At 45.8% G+C, this 20328-nt stretch carries 18 protein-coding genes and 1 tRNA gene; 17 read left to right on the forward strand and 2 right to left on the reverse strand.

All coding sequences use genetic code 11. The features are described 5' to 3' along the window. The first annotated feature begins 74 nt into the window (after positions 1-74). Positions 75-1862, forward strand: a complete 1788-nt coding sequence (locus tag DL796_RS05020) for a DUF11 domain-containing protein (protein ID WP_110200560.1) — start codon at positions 75-77, stop codon at positions 1860-1862. Between the two features lie 37 nt (positions 1863-1899). Here the strand turns inward: DL796_RS05020 and DL796_RS05025 are convergent, their stop codons facing one another. Together DL796_RS05025 and DL796_RS05030 are read right to left on the reverse strand one after the other, a co-directional pair. Then, positions 1900-2922, reverse strand: coding sequence for a YheT family hydrolase (locus tag DL796_RS05025; protein ID WP_110200561.1), 1023 nt, complete (start codon positions 2920-2922; stop codon positions 1900-1902). Between the two features lie 129 nt (positions 2923-3051). Further along, positions 3052-4356, reverse strand: a complete 1305-nt coding sequence (locus DL796_RS05030) for an HD-GYP domain-containing protein (protein WP_110200562.1) — start codon at positions 4354-4356, stop codon at positions 3052-3054. 285 nt (positions 4357-4641) lie between these two features. On the opposite strand from DL796_RS05030, the gene ndhC reads away from it, so the two are divergent. From ndhC to rimP, 16 genes are all read left to right on the forward strand, one after another. Beyond that, positions 4642-4998: an NADH-quinone oxidoreductase subunit A gene (ndhC, locus tag DL796_RS05035; RefSeq protein ID WP_110200563.1), complete on the forward strand. Its 357-nt coding sequence runs from the start codon at positions 4642-4644 to the stop codon at positions 4996-4998. Positions 4999-5001: 3 nt separating this feature from the next. Continuing rightward, a complete protein-coding gene (locus DL796_RS05040) occupies positions 5002-5568 on the forward strand; it encodes a NuoB/complex I 20 kDa subunit family protein (protein WP_227592970.1) in 567 nt (188 codons plus the stop codon). Continuing rightward, the gene (locus tag DL796_RS05045; RefSeq protein ID WP_110200564.1) at positions 5561-6253 is read left to right on the forward strand and encodes an NADH-quinone oxidoreductase subunit C; all 693 of its coding nucleotides are present in this window, start codon (positions 5561-5563) and stop codon (positions 6251-6253) included. The genes DL796_RS05040 and DL796_RS05045 overlap by 8 nt, the downstream gene beginning before the upstream one ends. Beyond that, the gene (locus DL796_RS05050) at positions 6246-7499 is read left to right on the forward strand and encodes an NADH-quinone oxidoreductase subunit D (protein WP_110200565.1); all 1254 of its coding nucleotides are present in this window, start codon (positions 6246-6248) and stop codon (positions 7497-7499) included. The genes DL796_RS05045 and DL796_RS05050 overlap by 8 nt, the downstream gene beginning before the upstream one ends. Next, positions 7480-8034, forward strand: a complete 555-nt coding sequence (locus tag DL796_RS05055; RefSeq protein WP_227592972.1) for an NADH-quinone oxidoreductase subunit NuoE family protein — start codon at positions 7480-7482, stop codon at positions 8032-8034. Before DL796_RS05050 ends, DL796_RS05055 begins: the two co-directional genes overlap by 20 nt. Positions 8035-8053: 19 nt before the next feature. Next, positions 8054-9337, forward strand: a complete 1284-nt coding sequence (nuoF, locus tag DL796_RS05060; RefSeq protein ID WP_110200566.1) for an NADH-quinone oxidoreductase subunit NuoF — start codon at positions 8054-8056, stop codon at positions 9335-9337. Between the two features lie 33 nt (positions 9338-9370). Further along, the gene (nuoG, locus tag DL796_RS05065; protein WP_110200567.1) at positions 9371-11605 is read left to right on the forward strand and encodes an NADH-quinone oxidoreductase subunit NuoG; all 2235 of its coding nucleotides are present in this window, start codon (positions 9371-9373) and stop codon (positions 11603-11605) included. Then, positions 11605-12645: an NADH-quinone oxidoreductase subunit NuoH gene (gene nuoH, locus DL796_RS05070; RefSeq protein ID WP_110200568.1), complete on the forward strand. Its 1041-nt coding sequence runs from the start codon at positions 11605-11607 to the stop codon at positions 12643-12645. Before nuoG ends, nuoH begins: the two co-directional genes overlap by 1 nt. Beyond that, positions 12645-13136 (forward strand): NADH-quinone oxidoreductase subunit NuoI, encoded by a 492-nt coding sequence (gene nuoI / locus DL796_RS05075; RefSeq protein WP_110200569.1) that lies wholly within the window; start codon positions 12645-12647, stop codon positions 13134-13136. Before nuoH ends, nuoI begins: the two co-directional genes overlap by 1 nt. A 32-nt stretch (positions 13137-13168) precedes the next feature. Further along, positions 13169-13906, forward strand: coding sequence for an NADH-quinone oxidoreductase subunit J (locus DL796_RS05080; RefSeq protein WP_110200570.1), 738 nt, complete (start codon positions 13169-13171; stop codon positions 13904-13906). Beyond that, on the forward strand, positions 13903-14205 hold the full coding sequence (gene nuoK / locus DL796_RS05085) for an NADH-quinone oxidoreductase subunit NuoK (protein WP_110200571.1): 303 nt from the start codon (positions 13903-13905) through the stop codon (positions 14203-14205). The genes DL796_RS05080 and nuoK overlap by 4 nt, the downstream gene beginning before the upstream one ends. Beyond that, complete coding sequence (gene nuoL / locus DL796_RS05090; RefSeq protein ID WP_110200572.1) at positions 14205-16223, forward strand: NADH-quinone oxidoreductase subunit L; 2019 nt, start codon at positions 14205-14207, stop codon at positions 16221-16223. The genes nuoK and nuoL overlap by 1 nt, the downstream gene beginning before the upstream one ends. A gap of 27 nt (positions 16224-16250) precedes the next feature. After that, on the forward strand, positions 16251-17762 hold the full coding sequence (locus DL796_RS05095; protein WP_110200573.1) for an NADH-quinone oxidoreductase subunit M: 1512 nt from the start codon (positions 16251-16253) through the stop codon (positions 17760-17762). Between the two features lie 2 nt (positions 17763-17764). Further along, positions 17765-19195: an NADH-quinone oxidoreductase subunit NuoN gene (nuoN, locus tag DL796_RS05100; protein ID WP_110200574.1), complete on the forward strand. Its 1431-nt coding sequence runs from the start codon at positions 17765-17767 to the stop codon at positions 19193-19195. 176 nt (positions 19196-19371) lie between these two features. After that, positions 19372-19448: transfer RNA gene (locus DL796_RS05105), tRNA-Met, on the forward strand. A gap of 420 nt (positions 19449-19868) precedes the next feature. Beyond that, entirely contained in the window at positions 19869-20321 is a 453-nt protein-coding gene (gene rimP, locus DL796_RS05110) for a ribosome maturation factor RimP (RefSeq protein ID WP_110200576.1), read from the forward strand. The last annotated feature ends 7 nt before the right edge of the window (positions 20322-20328 follow it).

A 20328-nucleotide genomic window follows, 5' to 3' on the forward strand; every position in this document is an offset into this window, starting at 1 on the left:
CTATAATAAGTTTTGATTGAAAATGATGAATTTATCGGCAAATCAAACTTTTTTGCCGTATTTTTGGTACTCATATGAACAATAAAAATGTTGCGCGCTTGATAACTTTTTTTGCTATTACTTGCTTATTCCTAGCCTCTGGAGCTAAAGCTGCCATGTGTGCGGTTCCTGCGAGCGATGGCGATCAGTCTATTTCTGGGGTAGTCAATACGTACTACGAAGGAGCCAGCAGTGCCTCAGCTGGGTCTACGACTATAACTGTTGGTGCCTCGAGTGGTGCTATAAACCCTTTAGCTGCGGGTGACTTGGTGATCATCATGCAAATGCAGGATGCCCAATTTAATTCAGCTAACTCGAGCGCTTATGGTAGTGGTGGCACCTCAGGGCGAGGCTACACAGCCCTTAATCAAACTGGGAGGTATGAGTTTGCTAGAGTCGATTCGGTGGTTGGCTCAAGTGTAACTTTAAGTGAAGGGCTGACTTACAGTTATACCAACGCTAACGCTACTTTGACTCGAGGACAACGCCGATTCCAAGTGATAAAAGTTCCACAATATAATAATGTTAACATCAGTGGTACTGTCACTGCTGCGCCGTGGGATGGACGCAAAGGTGGTGTGGTCGCAATTGATGTGGCGAACACACTAAATGGTGCGGGCGGTACTATCGATGTCAGTGGGCTCGGTTTCCGAGGTGGAGCACACCGCCGTACAGGTTTTGCTGCTGACGCCACTAGCCGTTTCTTTTATGTAGATACAGAAGCTAACAATAATAGCGGCACTAACTTGCGTCACTCTAGTAAAGGCGAAGGTATCGCCGGCACACCGCAATATGTTTTTGACGGTACACTTGTTATTGACACTAACGGGCTTTCCAATGCGGATGGTTACCCTGGTGGTGATTATGGTCGTGGTGCGCCTGGCAACGCAGGTGGTGGCGGTAATGAGTGGAGTAACGCGGGTAATGACTCTGGTGGTGGCGGTGGCGCTAACGTTAGCAACGGTGGTAATGGTGGTGCTGGCTGGAACTTAGATCCAGCTACACAGAATGTCGGTGGTTTAGGCGGAGCGAGTTTTCCTGCGTCTTTGTCAAGTATTGTCATGGGTGGCGGCGGTGGCGCTGGCTTGGCCAACAATAGTGGTCAGCCACACGGTGGTGCCGGAGGCGGTATTATCATCATAAGAGCTAACATCGTCGTCGGTAGTCTTACGCTTAACGCAGCCGGAGCTGATGGTGTCCAGTCGACTCAAAACGATGGTGGTGGCGGTGCGGGTGCCGGCGGTAGTGTCGCGTTAACTGCAACATCGGGTTTAGGCAGTGTTACTGTGGATATCAGTGGTGGACAAGGCGGGGATGCTTGGCCTGTAGACAGCAGTGCCAATGGTATGCATGGCCCTGGTGGCGGTGGAGGTGGTGGTTACCTAATCTATTCGCCGGGTGCTGGAACTCCAAGCGTAAATTTAAGCGCGGGTGCCGGTGGAACTACCACCACTCGTAATGAGCCACATGGTGCAACCAGTGGTGTTGCGGGCTCACAGTCCTCTGCGGCGGGTCGTTATCCTTGTGTAGCAGATATACAGGTAACGAAAAGTGATACTCTTGGGGATTACCAGCCCGGAGCGACACGCACTTATTCTATTGCAGTGACTAATAATGGCCCCGGAGATGTAATCGGGGCATCAGTTACTGATACCGTTCCAGTAGGTTTGAATATTGACGCGATCAGTTGTGCGCCAGTATCTAATTGTTCAAGTCTTACCACGACAGGGCAAAATATCGAAGCTACGGTTGATGTAGGTTTAGGCGAGACCGTTACCATTTCCGTCGATGTGACTTACTCGACGGCGCCAGAAGACTATTAGGCAGTTTTCTCTTTCCCTTTCTCTTCTTTCTCTTTATTTAGCGCGGCGCGGGTTCAGATAGCAGAGCTCGCGCTTCTTTCGCGATAATATCATCCATCCAACTTTCTAGCCGACGATTTTTAACATAACCGCAATGTCCGCCATGTCGGGTGAGATATTTGTGGATATGAGGCTTATCAGGGAGTGTATAGATGCCCCGATAATCAATAATTGGGTCGTCCTGGCTCATGATGATCGTCGTTTTAGTATTGATATTATTCAGCCTGTCGTGACAAATATTATAGCCATCGAAATAATCGTTGATAGTCTCGTACTCACCATAAAACTTCACTAGCTTTTCAGTTAATTCACGCATCGAGTCTGTTTGTAAGTCATCTTCGAGATCGTATAAATCAGGGAAGATACTTTGTTTTTTACGGATAGAGCGTTTCCACTTGAGCATGAAATAACGAATGTATAAAGACCAACTGGTTTCAAGTTTAATTAAAACATCGGCTGGATCTAATGCAGGGCAAAAAGCTATGGTGTGGTCGAGATGGATGTTATATGCGTTCGCTTGGTTGGTTACACGCAACGCGAAATTCCCGCCTAGAGAAAAGCCACAAAGAAGGGTTTTGTTAGGCTTATATTTCGATTGAATGGTTTGTACCGCCTGCACCACTTCATCTAGTCGATTAGAATGGAATAAGTCGGGATTAAGGTGATGGCTACTGCCATGGTCGCGCAAATTAAGCCTTACGACAGCGTAACCTAGTTGGTAAAGCGTGTTTGCCGCAGATAGCAAATATAAGGACTCATGACTGCCTTCCCAGCCGTGAATAAGAATAGCCAGTGGTTTACGATCCGCTTGATTCGATTTAGATGGGGTATAAAAACTCTGCAGGCGCACGCCGTCTTCGCACTGAATGATGTGCTCTTGGCAGTTGTTGATGAGAGCTCTAGCTTTTTTCTTTAGGCGTGAACGTCTAAGTTTAAAGCTCGCTAATAGCGATTGTAGGTGTTGGTTCTGACACCAAAGCGGCGCTCGATAATCTAAGTATTGTACAGAGTTTGATGGCATATCAATCAAATGTGACTACTAAAAGTCCATACTCTAGAGCAATAGCGCTGTGAGTACAATCCAGTGAGTGGCGTTATTGTAGGTTCTGTCGGGGATTAGAATATTTTTGTAAAGGAGAGCTATTAAAAATTAGGCCGCACCGTTGATAAAGGCTTCAAGGTCAAAATCTACTTCATTGTCTGCTAAAGTTTGTTTTATTTTTAGTGACTGACCATCTTCGTCTTTGGGGTGTTTAGTTAAATCTATTGAGACTGGTTTGATCAAGTTGCGCTCAGTGTCCGTTACGAGCTCAACAACAGGCTCTAGTTTGCTGTGTTCATTTACCGATAACACCACACCTACTTGACCATTATTCATTTCTACTAAGCTGCCTACAGGATAGACCCCAACCATTTGAATAAACTGTTTCACAAGCTCAGCATCGTAGAGCTCAGATTTACCTTTATACAATTGATTAAGTGCCCTCGATGGCGACATACCCTTACGATAGCAACGATCACTAATCATAGCGTCATAACTGTCGATAATGGCAATAATTCTGTCGTACTGAGATAACACTTCTTCGTTCGCTTTGCGTGGATAACCGTTACCGTTGAGGCGCTCGTGATGGTTGTATGCGGCAGTACAAACTTGCTCATCAATGCCACCGTGATTCTTTAGGAAAACGTATCCTAAGACGGTATGTTCTTTAACAATCTTGTATTCATCGGGGGTTAAAGGCCCTTCTTTATTAAGGATATGCTGCGGCACTTTCATCTTTCCAACATCGTGCAAAATCCCACATAAGCCAAGCATTTCGAGCTGTTCGCGTGGTAGTTGTAAATACTTCCCAAAGGCGATGGCTAGGATCCCCACTCGCACACAGTGTTCCGAAGTGTACTCATCTTTATTCTTGATTTTTGATAACCAGAATAGTGCAGTTTCATTACTTAAAATGCTGTCTACGCAACTCGAAACCAGCTCCTTAGAGCCTTCTATATCAATCTTACTATCACGCTGCACATCAGCCATGAGCTTATTAATGTGTTTCTGCGACTTATCGAAGGTTTTTTTTGCCCTAGGCATCTCTTCTCGCAGTTTTGCACTAGCTTCCTGAGGCGTTAGATTAGGCTTTTTATATATAGGGGTACGCTTGCGCTGGCGCAGTTGCTCTGCATAGATAGTGTTATAAGAGTGGTAATCAATATAAACGTATTGGCAATACTTTTGCAGAAGAGCGATTTCTTTATCGGATTCGATGGTTATTTCTTGGAAGAGGACAGGGATTTCAGTCCAAGGTCTATCTAACTCAATAACCGTCATGCCTTTAGCAAGTTTATGGACAGGGATTTTCTTCTTTTCGACCTTATGCGAGGTAATAGGTTTTGTTGAGGCTACCACTGAAGCCCTTGGCTTTGGCTTTATTCCTATAAACTGAAGTAAAGAGTCAAACATATCCAATTCCTTGAGTCCCCCGATTACCCATAATAAAACAATGAGTCATATTTGCAATAAAAAGTGACCGATATCACAAAATGTAAAATCTTATAGTATCTATTGCAATTGTTGATATGTGGCGTATTTAGCGGTGCTTATAAGATAAGCTTTGCACAATCTGTGAAGCAACAAAACATCACTAGCCAAAGTTAAAATCTACTGGTAAGGTATTCCATAAGAATGCCTAAATATGATTGATTTATAACAAGTTAGAGTTAATTCCACAGGCAAAATAATAGATCTATGATAGAACAATATGCACCAATTCTCGTCTTCATCCTGATAGGCTTGCTATTTGGGGTTGGCTTACTATTGGTCGGCTATTTTGCCAGTCCCAGCGAACCAAACGAAGCAAAAAACAAACCTTTCGAATGTGGTTTTGATGCCTTTGAAGACTCTCGAATGAAGTTCGATGTGCGTTTTTATCTGGTCGCCATTCTCTTTATCATCTTTGATCTTGAAATCGCTTTCTTGTTTCCATGGGCCGTAGTGTTAGATGAAATAGGTTGGTTTGGCTTGACCACGATGGCTGTGTTTCTATTGTTGTTATTGATCGGCTTTGCCTATGAATGGAAAAAAGGCGCATTAGAGTGGGAGTAAGGCATGGGTTTAGAGGATAAATTAAATAGCGATGGATTTGTAACCACCAGTATTCAGGATTTACTGGACTGGGCGCGTACAGGCTCTATGTGGCCAGTGACCTTTGGCCTTGCCTGCTGTGCGGTTGAGATGATGCATGCCGGCGCTGCTCGTTATGATATGGATCGCTTCGGTGTTATTTTTAGACCAAGCCCTCGTCAGTCTGATGTTATGATTGTGGCGGGAACTCTTACCAATAAAATGGCGCCAGCTTTGCGCCGTGTCTACGAACAAATGCCAGAACCGAAGTGGGTTATTTCAATGGGCTCGTGCGCTAACGGCGGCGGCTATTATCATTATTCCTATTCAGTCGTACGTGGTTGTGATCGCATTATCCCTGTGGATATTTATGTCCCAGGCTGTCCGCCGACAGCAGAGGCTTTGCTATACGGTATCATTCAGCTACAAAATAAAATTAAGCGTCAGACCGTGATTGCCAGAAATAGTCGTCGTAACCGTGACTTAGAAAACAATAGCACTAATGCTAGCGACACTAGGCAAGGTTCTGACAGCGAGGTGACTAATGCCTGAAGCTTTAAAACAGCAACTTAACGACGTATTTACGGATGCTTTGATTGCTAATGAAGAAGCTCTTGGCGAAGTGACGATTGAGGTCAGTAAAGAGAATTTATTGGATGTTTGCCGCAAGCTTCGCGATCATGATGAATTGGCGTTTGAACAGCTGATTGATCTAACCGTGGTCGATTACAAGACTTATGGCCAAGATGAATGGGCAACCACCGAAGCTACCGGCGTTGGTTTTAGTCGCGGTCGGGAAGAGTCACAGGCGGTGAATCAACCTTGGCAACGTGAGCGTTTTGCTGTGGTCTACCATTTGCTTTCCATCAGCCTTAATCAGCGCCTTCGAGTGAAGTGCTTTGTAGAGGAAAACCGGCCTACGCTACCTTCTGTTATTAATATTTGGGCCAGTGCCAACTGGTATGAACGTGAGGCCTTCGACCTTTTTGGTGTCTTATTTACTGGACATCCTGATCTGCGCCGCATACTAACCGATTATGGTTTCGTCGGACATCCTTTCAGAAAAGATTTCCCACTCATTGGCAATGTTGAATTACGTTTTGATGCCAAGCAGAATCGCTGCATTTATGAGCCGGTATCGATTGAACCACGAGTACTAGTCCCACGGGTAATCCGAAAGCATAAAGAGCAGACGGTGTATGTTGCCGCTCCTGAGCAGGGAGGTCGCGATGCCTGAAATTCGTAACTATACGATTAACTTTGGGCCACAGCATCCAGCGGCGCACGGTGTCTTGAGGTTAATTTTAGAGATGGATGGCGAGACAGTGGTTCGCGCCGATCCGCATGTCGGTTTGTTACATCGCGCCACCGAAAAACTTGCCGAAAGTAAGCCCTATAATCAAAGCATCGGCTACATGGATCGCTTGGATTATGTGTCGATGATGTCGAATGAACATGCTTATGTGATGGCGATTGAAAAGCTGATGGGGATTACACCGCCTAAGCGTGCGCAATACATTCGTGTGATGTTTGCAGAAATTACGAGGATCCTAAATCACTTAATGTGGCTAGGGGCACACGGCTTGGATATCGGCGCCATGACGGTATTTCTTTATACCTTCCGCGAACGCGAAGCTTTGATGGACGCGTATGAGGCAGTTAGTGGCGCGCGGATGCATGCGACCTATTTCCGCCCAGGTGGGGTCTATCGAGATTTGCCCGACAGCATGCCGCAATATAAAGAATCCCCATTCACCGATAAGAAAAAAGCCGAAGAATTAAATGCTGATCGCCAAGGTTCTTTGTTGGACTATTTGTGGGATTTTACAGAACGCTTTCCAGGCTGTATCGACGATTACGAAGGCTTATTAACGGACAATCGGATTTGGAAACAGCGCACGGTGGGGGTTGGTGTTGTGCCAGCTGAGCGTGCTTTGCAACTCGGCTTCTCTGGCCCTATGTTGCGAGGTTCTGGAGTTGCTTGGGACTTGCGCAAAAAGCAGCCCTACGAAGTGTATGACGAATTAGAATTTGATATTCCATTAGGCAAAACTGGCGATTGTTATGATCGTTATTTGGTTCGTATCGAAGAGATGCGCCAGTCTAACCACATAATCCGCCAGTGTATCGAGTGGTTGCGTAAAAACCCAGGCCCTGTAATGCTGGATAATCACAAGGTCACGCCACCGAACCGCGAAACCATGAAGGATGATATGGAAGCGTTAATTCATCACTTTAAGTTATTCACCGAAGGTTATTGTGTGCCAGAAGGCGAGGCTTATTCCGCGGTTGAACACCCTAAAGGTGAGTTCGGTATTTACTTAGTATCCGACGGCGCTAATAAACCATATCGAGTAAAGATTCGCGCTGCGGGGTTTGCGCACCTAGCGGCGATGAACGAAATGGTCAAAGGGCACATGTTAGCGGATGTGGTGGCGGTAATCGGCACACAAGATATCGTTTTTGGCGAAATTGATCGTTAGTGATGAGCAAGTGACGAGTAATAAGAAAACTATGACAAACTCAGAAACGACAAAATTACAGGAACTGCTCAGCGCAGAAGCGCTGGAGCAAGCTGCTAACTGGGTAAGTAAATATCCAGAAGAGCGCAAGCGTGCAGCGATAATTCCTATATTGACGATCGTTCAGGAAGAGCATGGCTACCTGACTCAAGAGTTGATGGATGCTGTGGCTGAATATCTAAGTTGTCCAAAAATTGCCGCTTATGAAGTCGCGACTTTTTATTCCATGTTCCGCTTAAAGGAAGCAGGTAAATATGTGGTTTCTTTGTGCACCAACGTGTCATGTATGTTGGCTGGTAGCGAAGATATTAAAAAGTGGTTCAAAGATGAGCTTGGAATTGGGCCTGGCGAAACCACGGAAGACGGTATTTTTACACTAAAAGAAGTGGAGTGCATGGCCGCCTGTGGCGGTGCGCCAATGCTCGAAGTGAATAAGCAGTTCCATGAAAATTTAACCGTGGATAAGGTGGCAAACCTTATTCATGAATTGAAATAGGTTCGGGATAAACACTGATATGGCGAATGAAGTTTGCTTTAGGACATTACAGCTCGATAAGCCGTGGACGCTAAAGACCTATGAGTCGGCTGGCGGCTATGCTATGTGGCGTAAGATCCTAGCCGAGCAAACGCCTCCTGAAGAAATTATAGAAGAATTAAAACTGTCAGCACTGCGCGGTCGCGGTGGCGCCGGCTTCCCCACTGGCTTGAAGTGGAGCTTTATGCCAAAGCACGCGCCAGGGCAAAAATACGTGGTGTGCAATTCGGACGAAGGCGAACCGGGTACTTTTAAAGATCGCGATATTTTACGTTACAACCCACATCAGCTTATAGAAGGCATGGCGATTGGCGGTTACGTCATGGGCGCAACGGTTGGTTATAACTATATGCGCGGCGAGTTTTATGAGCCGACTGAGCGTTTCGAGCAGGCGCTTAAAGAAGCCTACGAGGCGGGATTATTGGGTAAAAACATCCTGCAATCAGGCGTGGATTTTGATTTGCACAGTCATATTGGTGCCGGCGCTTATATTTGCGGTGAAGAAACCGCGCTTTTAGAATCGCTTGAAGGCAAAAAAGGGCAGCCACGTTTTAAACCTCCATTCCCTGCAAACTATGGACTATTTGGTCGCCCAACCAACGTTAATAATACGGAAAGCTTTGCTTCAGTTCCGGTGATATTAGAAAAAGGCGGACAGTGGTTTTTAGAATTAGGTAAAGAGAATAATGGTGGCACCAAAATTTTCTCGGTGTCGGGCCATGTCAATAAGCCTGGGAACTATGAAATAGGGTTGGGCACACCCTTTAAAGACTTGCTCGAAATGGCCGGCGGCATGAAGGATGGTAAAAAACTCAAAGCGGTTATTCCAGGGGGCTCGAGTGCGCCTGTGTTACCGGCGAAAACCATGATGGATCTGACCATGGATTATGATGCGATCGGAAAAGCTGGCTCAATGCTAGGTTCTGGCGCCGTCATCATCATGGATGAAGACACTGATATGGTGGAAGTGTTAGCTCGAATCGCTCACTTTTATTACGAGGAATCTTGTGGCCAGTGCACGCCATGTCGCGAAGGGACTGGTTGGATGTCGCGTATGATCATGCGGATCAATCGTGGCGAAGGCAACCTTGAAGACTTAGATACGCTGGATGAAATCGCTGGCAACATTATGGGCCGAACTATTTGCGCTCTAGGTGATGCCGCCGCTATGCCAGTGCAAAGTTTTATTAAACATTTTAGAGATGAGTTTGTGGCCAAAATTAAGCAGTCACAAACCCGTAAGACAAAACGCAAAGTTAGTTAGGCGCGAAAAATTTAACGAGGAAGAGTTTAGCCAATGGTTTCAATCGAAATTGATGGTAAAAAAATAGAAGCCGAACAAGGCTCTATGATTATTGAAGTGGCTGATGCTCATGGCATCACCATTCCTCGTTTTTGTTATCACAAAAAACTGTCGATTGCGGCTAACTGCCGTATGTGCTTGGTCGAAGTCGATGGTGGTCGAAAGCCTTTACCAGCCTGTGCCACACCAATATCAGATGGCATGGTGATTAATACGCAATCTGATTTTGCTCAGGATTCGCAAAAGTCCGTGATGGAGTTTTTACTCATCAACCATCCGCTGGACTGTCCGATTTGTGATCAGGGTGGTGAGTGTGAACTGCAAGATGTGGCTTTGGAGTACGGCAACGATGTGTCGCGCTTTAGCGAGAAAAAGCGAGCGGTAGTGGATGAAGATCTTGGGCCTTTAATCGAAACGGAAATGACGCGCTGTATTCACTGCACACGTTGTGTACGCTTTGGTCGAGAGATTGCAGGAATCCGTGAACTCGGTGCGGTTGGCCGTGGTGAGCATATGGAAATCAGCACCTTTATCGAGCAGTCGGTAGACTCGGAAGTGTCGGGCAATATTATTGATTTATGTCCTGTCGGCGCCTTAACTGCAAAACCTTCACGTTATCAAGCGCGCGCATGGGAAATGACCCAGCATGATTCAGTCTCACCGCATGATTGTATTGGCGCTAATATTCACGTTCACACCTTACGCGATCGCGTTATTCGTGTTGTGCCGAAAGATAACGAAGCGGTGAATGAAGTCTGGTTAGCGGATCGCGATCGCTATTCTTACGAAGCGATCGATAAGAGTGAGCGGTTACTTACACCCATGATCAAGCACAACGGCGAGTGGAAAGAAACCGACTGGGAAAGCGCTTTAGAGCGAACTGCGAGCAAGCTGAACATGATGGTGCAAACCGATGGTGCTAATCAAATCGCAGCAATAGCACATCCAAGCTCGACCACTGAAGAAATGTATTTATTGCAAAAAGTGATGCGTGGTTTAGGCTCGAACAATATCGATCATCGTTTGCGCATAACCGATTTTTCCTGCCAGCAGTTCGAGCCTCTGCATCCAGAGTTAGGGATTGAGCTATCCGAGCTGGAAAATCTGGATGCTGCATTGTTGATTGGGGCAAACCTACGAAAAGAACAGCCGCTGGCCTCTTTGCGACTGCGTAAAGCCACGCGCTTTGGTCGCGTTGCTTCGGTTGGGCTTTACCCCGTGTACCATAACTTTAGCTTGAGTCATGAAATCTTAGCGGATGCAGAAACTTGGTTAATTCAATTAGCCGGCATCACCAAATATTTATACCAACATCAGCCTGATAAAAACAAAGAGCAGTGGGCCGACACTATGGATATCGAGGGGCTAGAAGAGTTATTGGCACCGATAAATGTCAGTCAGGAACACCGCGAAATAGGAGAGATGTTATTACAAGGCGAGCATTCGAGTATTATTCTCGGCGCCACAGCGCTAGAGTTTAGTTATGCTGGCCAGATCCGATTAATGGCAAAAGCGATTGCAAACTTGTCGGGCTCTACTTATGGCTTCTTACCGCACGGCGGTAACAGTGTTGGTGCTTATTTGGCCGGAGCGATACCTCATCGTGGTCCTGCGGGGGCCGACGTTGAACAAGACGGTCAGCACATCAAAGATATTTTTGAGCAAGGCAAGAAAGGCTTCGTCTTATTAAAAACTGAGCCAGGAAAAGAGTCGGTGATTGGGGAGGCAGCAAAGCAGTCGCTACATAACGCGGACTTTGTGGTTTCACTGACCTGCCATGCCGACGACGAAGCTTTTGAATATGCGGATGTGATTCTGCCTATTGCAAGTTTCTTAGAATCCTCAGGCTCTTATGTCAACGTTAACGGTTTATGGCAGGAATTCTCGGCTTCGATTAATGCCCCTGGCGAAGCAAAGCCCGCTTGGAAGGTGTTACGGGTACTTGGCAACTTACTGAATTTAAAGAATTTTGAGTATGTCTCAGCGCAAGAAGTGCGCAAAGAGGTTAAAGGTCGCTTGAGTGCGGTTGGTGATCGAATTAAGCCTAAATGGCAGTGCCCAGAGCGCTTACCGCGAGATGGTTTCTCGCCTCGTCCGGTGAATATGTACCAGATCGACGGCTGGCTACGTCGTGCGCCTTCGCTACAGCAAACGGCTTTAGCAAAGGGACAGGAAATTTTAAAACGACCACGACTAAGCCCTTTCCATAATATTGTGGGAGGTGTCTAATGCTCGACATCCTTATCGACTTTTTTATTATCGGCGCAAAAACAGGCTTGATCCTAGGGCCTCTAATCTTGGCCGTGGCCTACACCACTTACGCTGAACGTAAGATTATCGGCTATATGCAGATGCGACTGGGGCCAAATCGAGTTGGCCCTAAGGGCTGGCTACAACCTATAGCTGATGTGATAAAGCTTTTGATGAAGGAAGTAGTGGTACCGTCCGGTGCCAATAAAGGTTTGTTTTTACTTGCCCCAGTTTTGTTCATTGCGCCATCCTTTGCTGCTTGGGCCGTGATTCCATTTGATGTAGAAATGGTACTTGCCGACACCGATGTTGGGCTACTTTATATTTTGGCCATGACCTCTATTGCAGTCTATGGCGTGATTATCGCAGGGTGGGCATCTAACTCGAAATATGCACTCATTGGCTCGCTTCGCTCCGCGTCACAAATTATTTCCTACGAAATTGCCATGGGCTTTGCTTTAGTCGGTGTCTTAATGGCATCTGGCACCATGAATCTTGGTCAAATCGTAATGGGTCAAGAAGGCGGCTTTTGGCATTGGTACTGGATCCCATTATTGCCGTTGTTGGTGATTTACTGGATATCAGGAGTGGCCGAAACGAATCGAGCGCCGTTTGATTTGCCAGAAGGCGAATCAGAAATCGTGGCGGGGTTTCATGTCGAGTATGCCGGTATTTCTTTCGCACTCTTTTTCTTAGCGGAATATGCCAATATGATCTTAATTTCAGTGCTGACAGCGCTGTTTTTCTTCGGCGGGTGGCTTAATCCATTTCAAGGAATTCCTTTTATGGAAGGAATAACCGAGTGGGTGCCAGGCATTGCATGGTTATTGCTAAAAGCGGGCTTCTTCTTGTTCCTGATGATTTGGCTTCGAGCGACCTTCCCACGCTATCGTTATGATCAAATAATGCGCTTAGGCTGGAAAGTCTTTATCCCTGTAACGGTGGTGTGGCTGATGGTACTGGCGTTTATGATTAAAGCTGGCGTTGGCCCTTGGTTTGCTGGGCGAGGTGTTTTCTGATGTCGAAATTAAAACACCTATTTTCAAGCTTCACATTAAAAGACCTGCTTCATGGATTGCGCGTGACCGGTAAGCATTTATGGCGCCGCAAAGTGACGATTCAGTTCCCAGAAGAACAAACTCCGCAGTCGCCGCGCTTCCGTGGTTTGCATGCGTTACGACGTTACCCTAATGGTGAAGAGCGTTGTATCGGCTGTAAACTATGCGAGGCTGTTTGTCCGGCGGCAGCTATTACGATTGATGCTGGCCCAAGACAGAGCGATGGCACTCGACGCACCACGCGTTATGAAATTGATATGTTTAAGTGTATCTACTGCGGCTTTTGCGAAGAATCTTGCCCAGTGGACTCGATTGTCGAAACCAGAGTGATGGATTATCACTTTGAAAAGCGTGGCGACAATATTTTAACGAAAGCACAGTTATTGGCGATTGGCGATAAATACGAAGAGCAGATCGCTGAGGATAGAAAGCAAGATGCAAAATATCGATAACCCGAAAGTGACATTGATGTTTAGGAATGGCTATGACCGTTGAGTCTATAGTGTTTTATGTCTTCGCCACGCTAACAGTAGTTGGCGCTTTAGGCGTGATCAGCATGAAAAATGCGGTACAAGCAGTGCTGTGTCTAGTGCTGACTTTTTTCTCGGCGGCAGCTTTATGGATGCTATTAGAAGCTGAATTTTTAGCGGTGACGTTGGTGTTGGTTTATGTCGGCGCGGTGATGGTGCTATTCCTCTTTGTGGTGATGATGCTAGATGTTGATTATGCCAGTCTAAGGGCAGGATTTAGTAAGTATTTACCTTTAGGGGTTATTACGGCCTTGGCTTTATTCGGCGCTATTTATTGGGTCATTCGAAGCCAAGTCTTAGGCGAGATTCCAGAGCCCGCTAAAAATAGCGCAGACTATAGTAACGTCACGGTTTTAGGTCGCTTGCTTTACACCGACTATTTTTACGCCTTCGAAATTGCAGGGGTTATTTTATTGGTCGCCATCATCGCGGCAATCAGCTTAACCTTCCGTGGTCGTCGCGAGCGTAGGGGGCAAAGCGTTCCTTTACAGCATCAAACGATGCGTGAGGAGCGGTTGAAGATTGTGTCTATGGAGTCGGGGCGCCGCCAAGACGCACACCTAAAACCTAAAAAAACGTCATCGAAGAAAGAAGCACCCAAGGATGGGGTGGCTAAGAAAAGTTCATCTAAGAAAGAACCATCCAAAAACAAACAAGACGAAGCGGAAAAGAGTGAGGGGAAAGGCTCATGAGTTTAACGCATTATTTAGTCGTCAGTGCCTTACTATTTACCATTAGCGTGGTCGGCATCATCATTAATCGTAAAAACGTAATCACATTATTAATGTGTATCGAGCTGATGCTACTTGCGGTAAACACTAACTTTATTGCCTTTTCGCGCTACCTTAATGATGAAGTCGGGCAGGTTTTTGTATTCTTTATTCTGACAGTAGCGGCGGCAGAAGCAGCTATCGGTTTAGCTATTTTGGTGGTCTTGTTCCGCACCAATAAGAAAATTGATGTAGCTGAACTAAAGGAGCTAAAAGGCTAATGACTATTCAAGCTCAATTATTATTAGCGGTATTGGCGCCATTGGTTGGCGCTATTATTGCTGGGTTGTTGGGCAAGAAACTCGGTAAGGTCACGACACACCGAGTCACCATCTTAGGTGTCTTGGTATCATTTGTCATAGCCGTGAAGTGGTTCTTTGTGTTCCTGTGGGGCGATGCCACTGCGGTAGATCTCACAGTTTATGAATGGGCCAGCTTTGGCGATGTCACTATCCAAATAGGATTTATGCTGGATAGCTTAACCGCGATCATGATGCTGGTGGTGACTTTTGTCAGTCTAATGGTGCATATTTACTCAATAGGCTATATGCACGACGATCTGGGCTATCAGCGGTTCTTTAGCTATATTTCTCTGTTTACTTTTTCCATGCTGATGCTGGTTATGTCAAATAACTTCCTACAGCTTTTCTTCGGTTGGGAAGCGGTCGGCGTGGTGTCATATCTACTGATTGGCTTTTGGTATCAAAAAGACTCGGCAATATTCGCCAACATGAAAGCTTTTCTAGTTAATAGAGTCGGTGACTTTGGGTTTATATTAGGCATCGGTGGCATCTTCTTATTATTTGGCACATTCGATTATGCGCCTATATTTACGACTATGGGAGTGGCGCAAGAGTTAGTCTCGCTCGGTGGTCAGCCACAAGAAAATGCACTGGCGTTGATGGACTTAAATAAAACCTTTGCCGTGTGGGGAGATATAGAGTGGGCGGCCATGAGCTTTATTTGTATCTGCCTATTTATTGGCGCCATGGGTAAATCGGCCCAGGTTCCACTGCATATTTGGCTGCCAGATTCGATGGAAGGCCCAACGCCAATTTCTGCTTTAATTCATGCGGCCACCATGGTCACAGCAGGCGTCTTTATGGTGGCGAGAATGTCGCCGCTATTTGAATTTTCAGAAACCGCACTCGCCATGATCACGGTGATTGGCGCCATTACTGCTTTATTCATGGGGCTAGTGGCCATCGTTCAGAACGACATCAAGCGAATTATCGCTTACTCCACTCTATCGCAACTTGGCTACATGGTGGTAGCGCTAGGAGTTTCAGCTTACTCGGCCGCTATATTCCATCTATTCACTCATGCCTTCTTCAAGGCTTTACTATTCCTTGGCGCCGGCTCGGTCATTATTGCGCTACACCATGAGCAAGATATTCGCAAAATGGGCGGGCTTTATAAGAAGCTACCGATTACCTATTGGTGCACATTAATCGGAACTTTGGCGCTGATTGGAACGCCGTTCTTCTCAGGCTTTTATTCTAAAGACACGATTATTTCAGCGAGCGCCGAAGCAAGCGGCGGCTTTAGTGGCTTTGCCTATTTCGCAGTGCTGACAGGTGTTGTAGTGACTGCTATATACAGTGTTCGATTATTGTTGATCGTGTTCCATGGCAAAACTCGAACCGAAGAGAAGCAGTTCCAACAGATACAAGAGTCTCCAAGGGTAATCACTTGGCCCTTGATAGCACTAGCCATTCCATCCCTATTCGCAGGCTTTGTCTTTGGTAAACCTTTACTCTTTGGCTCCTTTTTCAGAGATTCGATAAGCGTTTTGGAAGAGCATAATGTCTTACAAGCCGTCGAAGCTCATTACACTAGCGCCATAGATTTCGCACTACACGGTTTCACCAGCCCAGTATTTTTGATGCTTATATTGGGGATTGTTATCGCTGTAATCGTCTATGGCTGGGCACCACGCTTTATCACCATGTGGGCCATATTCTTAAAACCTGTAAAGAAGTTGTTGGAGAAAAAGTATTTCTTTGATGACCTTAATGAAAAGGTGGTTGCTCGCAGTGGGCGTTGGCTTGGGCAGGTCTTTTGGCGCTATGGTGACAAGGCCATTATCGACGAAGGGATCATTGATGGTGGTACCAATACGGTAAAAAGTATCGCCTCTAAAATTCGAAAAATTCAAACTGGCTACTTATACCACTATGCTTTGATGATGGTCATAGGTTTGGTCGCTTTGCTCATGTGGCTTCTGTTTAAGGGCTAGGGGTATGGCAATGGATAAAACAACATTATGTTAGAACAGTTACCCGTTTTAAGCTTATTAATATGGCTACCGCTACTAACCGGCGTGCTAGTGCTTTTAGGGCCTGGCGACAAACTACTGGCCTGGACTCAGCGCGTCGCGGTTGCTATTTCGCTAGTAGTCTTGGCGTTAAGTGTCTGGATCTTAATTGGCTTTAGCACCAGTACTGCAGAGTTCCAGTTTATAGAGCGTGGCGAATGGATTCCTTCTTTAAATATTGCTTATGAACTCGGCGTCGACGGTATAGCCTTGCCTCTCATTGTTTTGACCTGCTTGATAAATGTATTAGTGTTGTGCGGTTCCACCGCATCCATCAAGTTCCGTAAAACACAGTTTGTTGCAGCGACCTTGTTGATGACGGGCTGTATGAACGGTGTTTTCTTAGCTCAGGACAGCATCTTATTTTATGTGTTCTGGGAAGCCATGCTGATCCCGATGTTTTTGATGATTGGTATATGGGGTGGCCCTAATCGAATCTATGCCACCCTGAAATTTTTTCTTTACACCTTCTTCGGCTCGATCTTTATGTTGGTGGCGCTGATATATATGGGACGCGAAGCTGGCGATTTTTCGATTCAAGCGTTACAACAAATGCCGCTTAGTGAAACCGAGCAAAAGTGGATCTTCTGGGCTTTTCTGATTGCTTTTGCGGTAAAAATCCCGATGTTCCCAGTGCACACATGGCTTCCTGATGCGCACGTTGAGGCGCCAACTGGCGGTTCTGTAATCCTGGCCGCAATTATGCTTAAGATGGGCGGTTATGGTTTCTTAAGGTTTAGCCTGCCGGTTACTCCGGACGCTAGCGAAACTTACGCCATGATCCTAATAGTGCTCTCCTTGATTGCGATTGTGTATATCGGTTTTGTGGCTATCGCGCAGAAAGACATGAAGAAATTAATTGCTTATTCTTCGGTTGCCCACATGGGCTTTGTGACCCTGGGGACTTTTGTTATCGCACAGCTAGCCAGCGCGGATGCCCAGTCCATGGCATTACAAGGCGCAATGGTACAGATGATATCGCATGGCTTAGTATCCGGGGCGCTATTCTTCTCGATAGGAGTTTTATATGACCGACTGCACACGCGCCAAATCAGCGACTTTGGCGGTGTGGTAAACAGTATGCCTGTTTTCGCTACGCTATTAATGCTTTTCATCTTTGCCAACGCTGGCTTGCCAGGAACCTCTGGCTTTGTGGGAGAGTTTTTTGTGATTGTTTCCTCGTTCCAAGCGGATTGGCGCATCGCCTTGTTTGCAGCCCTGACGCTAATCTTAGGAGCGGCTTACAGCCTATGGTTTTATAAGAGAGTCATCTTCGGCAAAGCTGCGAATGAAAAGATTGAGCGTTTAGAGGATGTTAATACTAGGGAGAAATCAGTGTTAATAGTACTTGCTGTATTGATAATTGCTTTAGGCGTCTACCCGCAGTTTCTTATCGACATAATGCAGCCAAGTATCGAGCAGTTACTTGAGTTAAGCAGCGTTAGTAAGTTGGGAGGTTAAAAGTGCCCTATAATTTAATGCATTTACTGCCTGAGATATTCTTGCTAACTGCAGGCTGTGTGATTTTATTGGTTGATGTGTTCTCCAAAGACCTCGACCGAAATTTAACCTACCGCTTAACCCAGCTAGCGTTATTAGCCACGGCAATTATTTGCATGGTGCAATTCCCAAGCGTGCAATACCATCTCTATGAGCGTCATTTTATTCTCGATCCGATGGCGGGCATCATCAAGATTAGTGTCATCTTCCTAGCCATGTTAGCGCTTTTGTTCGCACGGCCATATATATTGCCGCGGAGAATCTTGCGCGGTGAATATTACTTGCTGCACCTTTTTGCGGTACTTGGAATGATGGTCTTGGTAAGCGGTGGCAGCTTGCTTACCTTGTACCTAGGCTTGGAGTTGTTATCGCTTTCCTTATACGCGTTAGTGGCGATGCAACGTCATTCTTACCGTGCGGCGGAGGCTGCCGTAAAGTATTTCGTCATGGGCGCTATCGCTAGTGGCTTCTTACTCTATGGTATGTCATTGGTTTATGGCGTGACCCAGCATATCCACCTGACCGACATCGCGAATTATATTGCGACCAATGATGCTAGCTTAACCTTACGCTTTGGTCTGGTCTTTATCGTGGTCGCGATTGGCTTCAAATTTGGTGCCGTACCGTTTCAAATGTGGGTGCCGGATGTTTATGATGGCGCACCGACCTCAACCACAGCCTTTTTATCCTCTGCCCCAAAAGTAGCGGCCTTTGGTTTTATGGTGAGAATATTTGCCTATGGTTTTATTGGCGCACTGGTGGATTGGCAGGGGCTTTTAATCATTCTTGCCTGTTTATCAATGTTGATCGGTAATATCGTTGCCTTGGTGCAGAATAACCTGAAACGACTACTAGCCTATTCAGCGATAGCGCATATGGGCTATTTCTTGTTAGGGGCTTTAACCGGAACTTCTGAGGGCTTTGCGGCATCCTTCTTTTATATCCTAGCCTACTCGATTATGTCGCTAGGTGGGTTTGGATGTTTAATTTATTTAGGTAAAGGTGTCGAAGACGTTAAAAACCTAGATCAGCTCAAAGGCCTTGGTCGCTCCAACCCTTGGGGAGGCCTATTGATCAGCGTTCTATTTTTATCGATGGCGGGCTTACCCCCCTTTATTGGCTTCTGGGCAAAGCTTGAAGTATTCCTAGCAGTATTAAACGCAGGCTTTGTGTGGCTAGCGGTGTTCGCTGCAGTGATGTCGATTATTGGTCTCTTCTATTATCTCAAAGTAGTCAAAGTTATTTTCTTCGATGAGTCTGAAAAAGAAGAAAAGATCGTGGCAGTACGGGGGCTACGGCTTGGCTTAGGGATCACCAGTTTAAGTGTGGTTGCACTAGGATTATTCCCAGGCAAGTTAATGCAGCTATGCGCCCAGGCCTTCGAGTATTTATAGCGATAAATATTTCTGTAATTTATTGTTATATGCCCCTTGTCAAAGTCATTTAAGTCAGTATAATGCGTTTCACGTTGAGGTAGGCAGTAAGAAAAACCTACGGCAACGAGGCTTTAAGCCGAACTTATTAGAACGACCAGAATCTAATAGGATACTCTTGAAATAGAGAACATGGATGCGGGGTGGAGCAGCCTGGTAGCTCGTCGGGCTCATAACCCGAAGGTCGTCAGTTCAAATCTGGCCCCCGCTACCAATTTTAAGTTTGTAGTTTGTTTATATCAGCCCGACTAAGTCGGACTCAGCTTTCGATAGGCATAGCCAGCGAAGAGCCTGAGTTGAAATGACCTACTACCAACTTCCTCAGAATGAGGGTGGTTTTGTCTATAGGCGAACCTGAAGTCAGCCAGTAACTTAAGTTGACTGACTTTCTATTATGAATATAATAATAAGGCCCCTTTATAGGGGCTTTATTGTTTGTAGCAAAGTTAAGTGTGTTATAAACAGTGTGGGTCGTTGAAATCTGTTTAGACAGATGGAAGCCCATCATAATAATGAATCTTGTGACTTTGATGACGCAAGGTTTGTCAGATAGATAAATGATGGGGCCGTATGGGCCTTTTTTTGTATATGGCATTTATGCAATGCCAAGCGAAAGTAATGAATTGAGAGCGTAATGAGCAAGCAGTCACAACTGGAAAAAATTATTCGTCCAGCCGTCGAAGCCGCAGGTTTTGAATTTTGGGGCCTAGAGTATCTATCTCAGGGTAAACACTCTATTTTAAGAGTATTTATTGAACACGAGAATGGTATTGATGTGGATGATTGCGCTGAAGTGAGTCATCAGGTGAGTGGCGTTTTAGATGTGGAAGATCCAATCAGTGGTTTCTACAATTTAGAAATCTCATCACCAGGTATGGATAGACCTTTATTTACAGAGCAACAGTTCGCGCAGTACGTAGGCGAAACTGTGGAGCTGCGTTTGTCATTCCCATTGAATGGACGTCGTAAGTTTAAAGGTACTATTGAACAAGTAAATAATGGCCAGATCGAATTGTTGGTTGACGGTGAAGTTTATGACATTAGCGTCCAGCAGATTGAAAAAGCCCAATTAATCGCAAAGTATTAATCTTAAA

Source organism: Kangiella spongicola (genome assembly GCF_003194565.2).
Lineage (GTDB): Bacteria > Pseudomonadota > Gammaproteobacteria > Enterobacterales > Kangiellaceae > Kangiella > Kangiella spongicola.

Bases quoted from the DNA above. Each gene is read 5' to 3' on its own strand.
- nuoK (WP_110200571.1), top strand. From the start codon at position 13,903: ATGAGTTTAACGCATTATTTAGTCGTCAGTGCCTTACTATTTACCATT.
- DL796_RS05080 (WP_110200570.1), top strand. From the start codon at position 13,169: ATGACCGTTGAGTCTATAGTGTTTTATGTCTTCGCCACGCTAACAGTA.
- nuoG (WP_110200567.1), top strand. From the start codon at position 9,371: ATGGTTTCAATCGAAATTGATGGTAAAAAAATAGAAGCCGAACAAGGC.
- nuoI (WP_110200569.1), top strand. From the start codon at position 12,645: ATGTCGAAATTAAAACACCTATTTTCAAGCTTCACATTAAAAGACCTG.
- nuoL (WP_110200572.1), top strand. From the start codon at position 14,205: ATGACTATTCAAGCTCAATTATTATTAGCGGTATTGGCGCCATTGGTT.
- nuoH (WP_110200568.1), top strand. From the start codon at position 11,605: ATGCTCGACATCCTTATCGACTTTTTTATTATCGGCGCAAAAACAGGC.
- DL796_RS05020 (WP_110200560.1), top strand. From the start codon at position 75: ATGAACAATAAAAATGTTGCGCGCTTGATAACTTTTTTTGCTATTACT.
- DL796_RS05025 (WP_110200561.1), bottom strand. From the start codon at position 2,922: ATGCCATCAAACTCTGTACAATACTTAGATTATCGAGCGCCGCTTTGG.
- nuoF (WP_110200566.1), top strand. From the start codon at position 8,054: ATGGCGAATGAAGTTTGCTTTAGGACATTACAGCTCGATAAGCCGTGG.
- DL796_RS05040 (WP_227592970.1), top strand. From the start codon at position 5,002: ATGGGTTTAGAGGATAAATTAAATAGCGATGGATTTGTAACCACCAGT.
- rimP (WP_110200576.1), top strand. From the start codon at position 19,869: ATGAGCAAGCAGTCACAACTGGAAAAAATTATTCGTCCAGCCGTCGAA.
- DL796_RS05050 (WP_110200565.1), top strand. From the start codon at position 6,246: ATGCCTGAAATTCGTAACTATACGATTAACTTTGGGCCACAGCATCCA.
- DL796_RS05030 (WP_110200562.1), bottom strand. From the start codon at position 4,356: ATGTTTGACTCTTTACTTCAGTTTATAGGAATAAAGCCAAAGCCAAGG.
- ndhC (WP_110200563.1), top strand. From the start codon at position 4,642: ATGATAGAACAATATGCACCAATTCTCGTCTTCATCCTGATAGGCTTG.
- DL796_RS05095 (WP_110200573.1), top strand. From the start codon at position 16,251: ATGTTAGAACAGTTACCCGTTTTAAGCTTATTAATATGGCTACCGCTA.
- DL796_RS05045 (WP_110200564.1), top strand. From the start codon at position 5,561: ATGCCTGAAGCTTTAAAACAGCAACTTAACGACGTATTTACGGATGCT.